Origin of the sequence: Streptomyces synnematoformans (genome assembly GCF_039531005.1) — a bacterium.
In the GTDB taxonomy this organism is placed as follows: domain Bacteria; phylum Actinomycetota; class Actinomycetes; order Streptomycetales; family Streptomycetaceae; genus Streptomyces; species Streptomyces synnematoformans.
Genome location: NZ_BAAAPF010000341.1, coordinates 1 through 7,371, shown reverse-complemented (window position 1 = coordinate 7,371; position 7,371 = coordinate 1). Strand labels below are relative to the sequence as shown.

General features: G+C 75.3%; 6 protein-coding genes. 5 read left to right on the top strand and 1 reads right to left on the bottom strand.

Features of this window, described 5'->3' with window-relative positions; genetic code table 11:
* Positions 1–776 (bottom strand): AfsR/SARP family transcriptional regulator (locus ABD317_RS31260; RefSeq protein ID WP_344294320.1); only part of this gene is annotated, 776 nt, incomplete at its 3' end.
* A gap of 435 nt (positions 777–1,211) precedes the next feature.
* Between ABD317_RS31260 and ABD317_RS31255 the strand changes: the two genes are divergently transcribed.
* From ABD317_RS31255 to ABD317_RS31235, 5 genes are all read left to right on the top strand, one after another.
* Complete coding sequence (locus ABD317_RS31255) at positions 1,212–2,264, top strand: serine/threonine-protein kinase (protein ID WP_344294318.1); 1,053 nt, start codon at positions 1,212–1,214, stop codon at positions 2,262–2,264.
* Entirely contained in the window at positions 2,261–3,481 is a 1,221-nt protein-coding gene (locus tag ABD317_RS31250; protein ID WP_344294316.1) for a hypothetical protein, read from the top strand. The genes ABD317_RS31255 and ABD317_RS31250 overlap by 4 nt, the downstream gene beginning before the upstream one ends.
* Positions 3,482–3,513: 32 nt before the next feature.
* Positions 3,514–4,128 carry a hypothetical protein gene (locus ABD317_RS31245; RefSeq protein ID WP_344294314.1) on the top strand — a complete coding sequence of 205 codons (615 nt, stop codon included), beginning with the start codon at positions 3,514–3,516 and terminating at the stop codon, positions 4,126–4,128.
* Complete coding sequence (locus ABD317_RS31240; RefSeq protein WP_344294312.1) at positions 4,125–6,641, top strand: Hsp70 family protein; 2,517 nt, start codon at positions 4,125–4,127, stop codon at positions 6,639–6,641. Before ABD317_RS31245 ends, ABD317_RS31240 begins: the two co-directional genes overlap by 4 nt.
* Positions 6,642–6,994: 353 nt before the next feature.
* Positions 6,995–7,371 (top strand): tetratricopeptide repeat protein (locus tag ABD317_RS31235; protein ID WP_344294310.1); only part of this gene is annotated, 377 nt, incomplete at its 3' end.

Below are 7,371 nucleotides of genomic sequence, written 5' to 3'. Positions count from 1 at the left end.
AGCGCCGCGCGGGCGGGCGGCCCGGCCGCCGGGCCCAGGTCCTCGCCGCGCAGGATCGACAGCTCCAGCCGCTGCAGCGCGGCGGAGGGCCCGACGCCGAGGCCGTCGGCGAGGTACGCCTTGAACCTGCGGTACTCCGCCAGCGCCTCCGTCTGCCGCCCGGTGCGGTACAGCGCCTCGATCAGCTGCTCCCGGAACCGGCCGTGGTCGGGGTGCGCGCGGGTGACGCTCCACAGGTCGACCAGCGCCTGCCCGCACTCCCCCAGCTCCAGCCGCAGGTCGCACAGCCGCTCCACGACCCGCAGCCGCTCCTCCAGCAGCCGCGGCACCTCGTCGCGGTGGATCGCCTCCGACCGCACGTTGGCCAGCACCCCGGTCTGCCACAGCTCCAGCGCCCGCTGCAGCGCCCCCAGCGCCTCCTCGGCGGACAGCCCCGGCTGCTGCGTGGCCCGTACCCGCTCGCGGAACTCCACGAGGTCCAGGGAGCGTACGTCCGCCGTGATCCGGTAGCCGCCGGGCACCGCCTCGATGGGGGCGTCGACCACGTCGTGCTTGGCGAAGAGCCGCCGCAGCCGCAGCACGCACGTCTGCAGCGCGGCCCGGGCGGTCGCCGGCTGCTCGTCGCCCCAGACCATCCGCTGCAGGTACTCGACGGAGACGATGTTCCCCGCGTTGAGCAGGAGCGCGGCCAGCAGGTTGGCCGGCTTGGAGGGATGCAGCACGACGGTGTCGCCGCCGTCGGTGATGCTCAGCGGCCCGAGCAGCTGGAACCGCACCGTGCTCACCCGCGCCCCCGGGGCGCGGCGGAGCCGCCTTGTCGGGGTGCCGGCGGGGGTGGGAGCGCGATCCGGATCGTCATGCGGGCCACCTGTGTCCTGGAGGTCGGGGAGGACGGGAGGACGCGGGTGACGCTACCCACGGGAAACGGCCGCGGGCAGGCCTGACGGTGTCATGAAGCTGCATCTCCACGCGCAGCAAGCGGCCAGATCCCCCCGAAGCGGGACCCTCGCCAACCGCCCGCCAGTCGGCCGCCCCCTGCGGGACATGTCCCGGCCACCCGGCCGGTGTCCCCGACCGTGCGCGGGAGGGGTCCCGGGACCCCCGCGGTAGAACCGTTCCAGAGGATCGCCGGGCCCCCGGCCGCACGTCCGCCGGGGCGCCGCGGCAGCGGGGAGGCCGGGCCGGAAGCCGGGAAGGGGGCGGGCGTGCGGATGACGGCGCACCGGACGACGGGGGGCGCGGCCGGCGCGCGGGAGCCCCTGCTCGCCCGCGGACAGCGGATCCACGACGGCCTGGTGGTGGACCGCAGGCTGGGCGAGGGCGCGTTCGCGGAGGTGTACCGCGTGCGCCACCACGTACTCGGCTGGCAGGCGCTCAAGCTCTTCAAGGACGTGGCCTCGCTCGGCGCGACCTTCAGCAGGCTCGACGAGGCGCGCATCCTCTCCACCCTCGGCCACCCCGGCATCATCCGGGTGTTCGACGCCGGCACGGTGGACACGGCCGAGGGCGTACGCGGCTACTTCACCATGGAGTACGTGGCCGGGGGCAGCCTGGAGCGGCTGATCGAGTCGCACGCCGGCGTCGTCCCCGTCCACCGGGTCACCGCCGTGCTGCGGCAGGTCGCCGACGGCCTCACCGTCGCCCACGAGCGGCGGCCGCCGGTCGTGCACCGCGATCTGACGCTGGCCAACGTGCTCGTCACGTACGACGAGTCCGGGCCGCGCGCCAAGGTCAGCGACTTCGGGCTGGCGAAGGAGACCGACCCGGCGACCCGGGCGGCCAGCGGGCAGGGGACGGTCGCGTACATGCCGCCCGAGGTGCTCATCCGCGGCCGCGGCTACGCGTGCGCCGGCGACGTGTGGGCGCTGGGCACGATCGTGTACTACCTGCTCACCAACAGCTTCCCGTACGGCGCCGACGACCCCGTGCGGTGCTTCGCGGCGGCGCGGTTCGACCACCCGCTGCGGCCGCCGAGCGACTTCAACGACGACGTCGGCCCGGAGTTGGACCGGCTCGTCGCGGACATGCTGCGGGTCGCCCCGGGCGACCGGCCGGCGATGCGCGAGGTCGCCGAACGGGCCCCGACCGCGCCGCCGGCGGCGCCCGCCGACGAACTCGTGCGCGCCGCCCTCGCGCTCTCCCGTGTGCCCGGCCGGCTGGCGGAGGCCGCGGACCGACTCGAAGAAACCGTCAGCCGCCACCCCGGACTGCGGGAGCGACACCTGACCCGGCTCACCACCTGGCGCAGAGGAGTTGTGCAGTGAAGGAGTCCCCGGCCCGCTTCGCGGACCTGGCGGGTCTGCGGCTGTACCGCAGGAACATCTTCGCCGTCACCGGGCTGCCCGTGGACGCCCGCGGCCCCGCGGTACGGCGGCAGCGGGCGCGCCTCGACGCCCGGCTGGCGGTCGAGGAGACCTGGCAGGGCGACTCCGCCGCGCCCGCCCCGGACGGGTACCGCAAGACGGACGTCCGCCTGGCCTTCGAGGAGTTCCAGGACCCGCGGAGCCGGCTCGTGGACGAGCTGATGTGGTACTGGCGGGACGCCGACCTCGGCTGCGACTGCGCCCCCGAGACGCACCGGCGCCACGACGAGGCCGTGGAGTTGCACAGCAGGGCGATCGAGGCGGAGACCGGCGGCCTCGACCTGCCGGCGGCCGAACGCGCCCGGCTCTGGGACGACGCCGCCGGCTGCTGGGCGCGGCTGATCAGCTCCCCCGACCTGCGCGGCCACGTCGCCCACCGGCTGACGGCCCTGGCCGACCCGCGGCTCGACGACCACTCCCCGGACGACTTCCTGCCGGGCGTCCCCCGGCTGCTGCTCTCGCCCTTCGCCGAACTCGCCGACGACCGGTCCGCCCGGTCGCGGCTGGCGGAGGTCTGCGACGGCTGGGCGGCCCACCCGGCGTTCGCGGCGCCGCTGCGCGACGCGTTCGAGGAGCCCGCGGCGGAGGCGATCGAGCGGGTCGGCGAGGGGCTGCGGCTGGCCGGCGAGCGGCACCACGCGGACCGGCACTGGGACGCACTCCAGCTCCTCGGGGACCGGGTGCTGCCCGACTTCGGGGAGCTGGAGCCGCTCCGGCCGTTCGCCTCTCCGTCGCAGTACGAGGAGCTGGCGCACATGGTCGCCGTGGCGGTCAACAACGTCACGCTCGCGATCCACGCCGACCGCGCGCACTCGCGGTTCCAGCGGAAGAAGGCGGTCGAACTGCTGGAGGCCGCCTACGAGATCGCCCCGGAACGCGACGAGGACCTCCTCCTCGACAACCTCAAAGCCCTGTACGGCGGGCAGGTCGGCCCCGGCGCGGGCGGCGTGCCGCAGCCGGGCGAGGCCCGGCCGCTCAAGCCCAGCGAGTGCCTGGGGTGCGTGGTCATGCTGCTGGCGATCGCCGGCGGGGTCGTCGCGGGGCTGACGGCGGGAGCCGCCTGGGCGATCGGAATCGTCGTCGGCGGGTTCGTCCTCGGCGGCATGTTCGCGTCGTGAACACGGTGTACGTCACCCAGGGAAGGGCACTGATGACACGTCAAGCCGGCCACGCCGGGCACCGCAACGGGCGTATCCGCGCCGCGCTCGGCCAGTGGCGCCAGCCGCCCGAGTTCCGTATCCCGCCGCCGCTCCTCGATCCGGCCACGGCGGCGTGGGTCGCGGAGGTGCTCGCGGAGGTCGAGGCGGCGGAGGCGCTGGCGGCCCGGGCCGTGCCGGAGGCCGCGGCTGCGTCCGAAGCCCCCGAAGCCACCGACGAAGCCACCGGCCCCGCCGGGGACGGCGCCCTGGTGGGCGCGGCCACCGGCATCTGGCGTGCGCTGCGCAAGCTCGACCAGGACGCCGGCTCGCTGTCGGCGGCCGACCTGCGGCAGATCCGTATCCAGGTGCGCGCCAGCCGCAGGGCGCTCGCCGACGACGGGCTGGAGATCCAGGAGCACGACGGCGAGCCGTTCGACTCCGGCCTCTCCCTGGAGGCGCTCGTCTTCGAGGACGACCCGGAGCTGACCCGCGAGGTCGTGCTGGAGACCGTGCGCCCGACGGTCTACTTCCGCGGCCGGCGCATCCAGATGGGCCAGGTCATCGTCGGCCGGCCCGCACCCCAGCAGACTCCCGGCGACGAGACGACCAAGGAGACCCCGGCGTGAGCGAGATCCGCGACAGCGAGACCATCGACTACGGCATCGACCTCGGCACCACCAACAGCGCGATCGCGGTGGCCGAGGACGGCGGCGTACGCGTCGTGAAGAACAACGACGGCTGGGACACCACCCCGTCGGCGGTGTGGATCCCCAAGAAGGACGTCGTCCACGTCGGCCGGCGCGCCAAGGAGCGTACGGAGGCCGACCCGGACGACGCGCACGCCGAGTTCAAGCTGGAGATGGGAGTGGCGGGCGCCGCACGCACGTTCGCGCGCGCCGGGGTGTCGCTCACGCCCGAGCAGCTGTCCGCCGAGGTCCTGAAGTCACTGCGGCAGGACGCCGCGGCCGGACTCGGGTGCGCGCCGCCCGAGGCCGCGGTTATCACCGTGCCGGCGGCCTTCGCCCTCAACCAGAACAACGCCACGTCCGACGCCGCCGCCCTGGCCGGGCTCAGCGAGCACTGCCCGCTGGTGCAGGAGCCGACGGCCGCCGCCATCGCGTACGGGGTGCAGGACACCTCGGACTCCGCCTACTGGATGGTGTTCGACCTCGGCGGCGGCACGTTCGATGCCGCGGTGATGGCCAAGCGCGACGGCGAACTGCAGCTGATCCAGCACGCGGGTGACCCGTACCTCGGCGGGAAGCTCATCGACTGGGCGGTCGTCGACGACCTGATGGTGCCCGCCGTCCGGCGCGAGCTGGGGCTGCCGGACTTCACCCGCAGCAACCGCCGGTGGCGGAGGAGCTTCGCCAAGCTCAAGGCGGAGGCGGAGAACGCGAAGATCGCGCTGTCCCGCATGGACACGTTCGAGATGGCCTTCGACCTGGAGGGCGCCGACGGCGTCCCCGAACCCTTCGAGTACACCCTGACCCGCGGCGCGCTCGACGACCTCGCGCTCCCCTTCTACACCCGGGCCATCAAGCTCTGCCGCGACGCGCTGACCGAGAGCGGGCTGCGCCCCGACCACATCGACCGGCTGCTCCTGGCCGGCGGCTCGACGCTCAGCCCCGGGCTGCGCGAGCTGCTCGCCGACCCGGACGCGGGCCCCGGCATCGCCGTCGACCACAGCCAGGACCCCACCACGGTCGTCGCCCGCGGCGCCGCCGCGTTCGCCCGTACCGTACGGCGGCCGCGCAAGGCGGTGGCCGCGGCCCCGGGCGAGTTCGCGATCGAGCTGAACTACCCCGCGCAGACCGTCGACACCGCCGACATCCCGGTGTCCGGCAAGCTGAGCAGCGGCAGCACCGTCGACTGGACCCGGTACGCGGTCGTGCTCAGCAACCCCGACGGACGGCCGGCGTTCCGCGGGCCGCGCACCGTGCTCAGCCCGGACGGCACCTTCTACACCGAGGTCACCCTCACCACCGGCACCACGTCCCGCTTCACCGTCGAGCTGACCGACGACTCCGGCACCCGGCAGCGGCTCGCCGGCGACACCCTGGCGATCACGCACGCCAAGGTTGTCCCCGGCGAGGCGGTGCTGACCGGCACCCTCGGCATCGGCCGGGCCGACGGCACGTTCGACCCGCTGCTCCGCAAGGGCACGACCCTGCCGGCGATGGTGACGAAGATCTACCGGACCACCATCGCGCTGCACCGCTCGGAGCCGGACGCGGTGATCCGCATCCCGCTGCTGGAGGGCGAACGGGCCCGCGCCGAGCGCAACACCCGGGTGGGGCTGCTGGAGATCCGGCCGCGCGACGTCCGTATCGACCTGCCGGCGGAGAGCGAGGTCGAGGTGACGTTCGAGATCGAGGCGAGCAGCCGGGAGGCCCTGGTGACCGCCCACATCCCGCTGGTCCAGCAGCAGTTCGAGGCGACGATCAACCGCACCGAGCTGCTCGCGCCGGAGCACCCCGAGCTGGTCGACCGGCTGCAGGGCCTGGAGCAGCGCGTACACCACCTCCAGGAGCAGGCGGAGGACGCGTACGCGGAACAGGCCCGGGAGCGGCTCGACACCCTGTCGGAGCACAAGCCCCTCGTCCAGCTGCGCCGCGAGGTGGACGCCGCGGCCGTCGACACCGGCGCGGCGGTGACCAGCGACCGCCGCATCCGCGACCTGGAGGCGCAGCTCGACGACATCGAGGAGGCCATCGAGATCCCCGGCCTCGAACGCCGGCTGTGGGACCTGCTCGGCGCCTGCGAGGACATCATCCAGCAGGTCGGCGGCAGCCCTTCCGACCGGCGGGAGCTGGACAACCTGCGGACCCGCGCGAGCGCGCTCGGCACGGACGCGACGCCGGCGGACCTGCGGCGGCTGGCGAAGCGGGCCGAGCAGTTCCAGGTGGAGCTGCTGCGGCGCACCGACCAGTGGGTGTACCTGGTGTTCAACGCGCTGGTGGAGATGCGCGACCAGATGTACTCGGGGCGCCAGGCGGACGACGCGATCCTCGCCGGCCGCAGGGCGGTGGCCGCGGGCGACGCAGAGGCGCTGTCCGGGGTGAACGAACGGCTGCGCCGGCTGCTGCCGCCGGACGTCGCGGACGCGGCCGAGCGGAAGAACGGCGGGGTGAAGTGAGCACGCGCAGCAACCCCGCGGAGGCCCGCCCGAACCGGCCCGGGGCCCCGGACGCCGGGGGCGGCCAGGGCGGGACGGCCGGGCGCCCGGGCGGAGCCCCGGGCGCCGAAGGCACGGGCAGGGCCCAGGGCCCCGAGGGCACGTTGACCACGCCGGGCACAGAAGGCACGGGCACGGCGGCCCCGGGCCCCGAGGGCACGGAAACCGCCCCGGGCGCCGGGTTCCCGGGTGGGCGCGGGGCGGCGGGCGCCGCGGCGGCCGGCCCGTCCGCCGCCCTCGCCCACGAGCCCGCGGCAGGCCCCCGTCACCCGTCGGGCGACGCCCCGCCGCCCTCGCGGACGTTGCGGGAGGCCGTGCTCGTCGCGCGCGTGCGCACGGCGGCGCGCGCGGGCGACCTGGACGAGGCGCTGCGGCTGCTGCGCACGGCGGACGCCGGGGACACCGCGGACACCGGGAACGCCAGGGACACCCGGGACACCGGGGACCCCGCGGACACCGGGGACACTGGGGACACCGGGGACACTGGGGACACCGCGGACGCCGGGGCCGTCCAGGATGTCGGCGAACACCGCGACCTGCTGGACCTGTTCGCCCGCGTGCACGCCCAGCGCGGCGAGCTGGACACGGCGGCCGCGTACTGGCGCCGCGTCCAGACCCGCCACCCGGACGACCCGGCCGCGGCCGCCGGCCTGGCCCGCGTCGCCCGCCTCCGCCGCCGCGGCCCGGCGGC

Coding starts and splice junctions, on each gene's coding strand:
- ABD317_RS31245 (WP_344294314.1), top strand. CDS start 3,514: ATGACACGTCAAGCCGGCCACGCCGGGCACCGCAACGGGCGTATCCGC.
- ABD317_RS31255 (WP_344294318.1), top strand. CDS start 1,212: ATGACGGCGCACCGGACGACGGGGGGCGCGGCCGGCGCGCGGGAGCCC.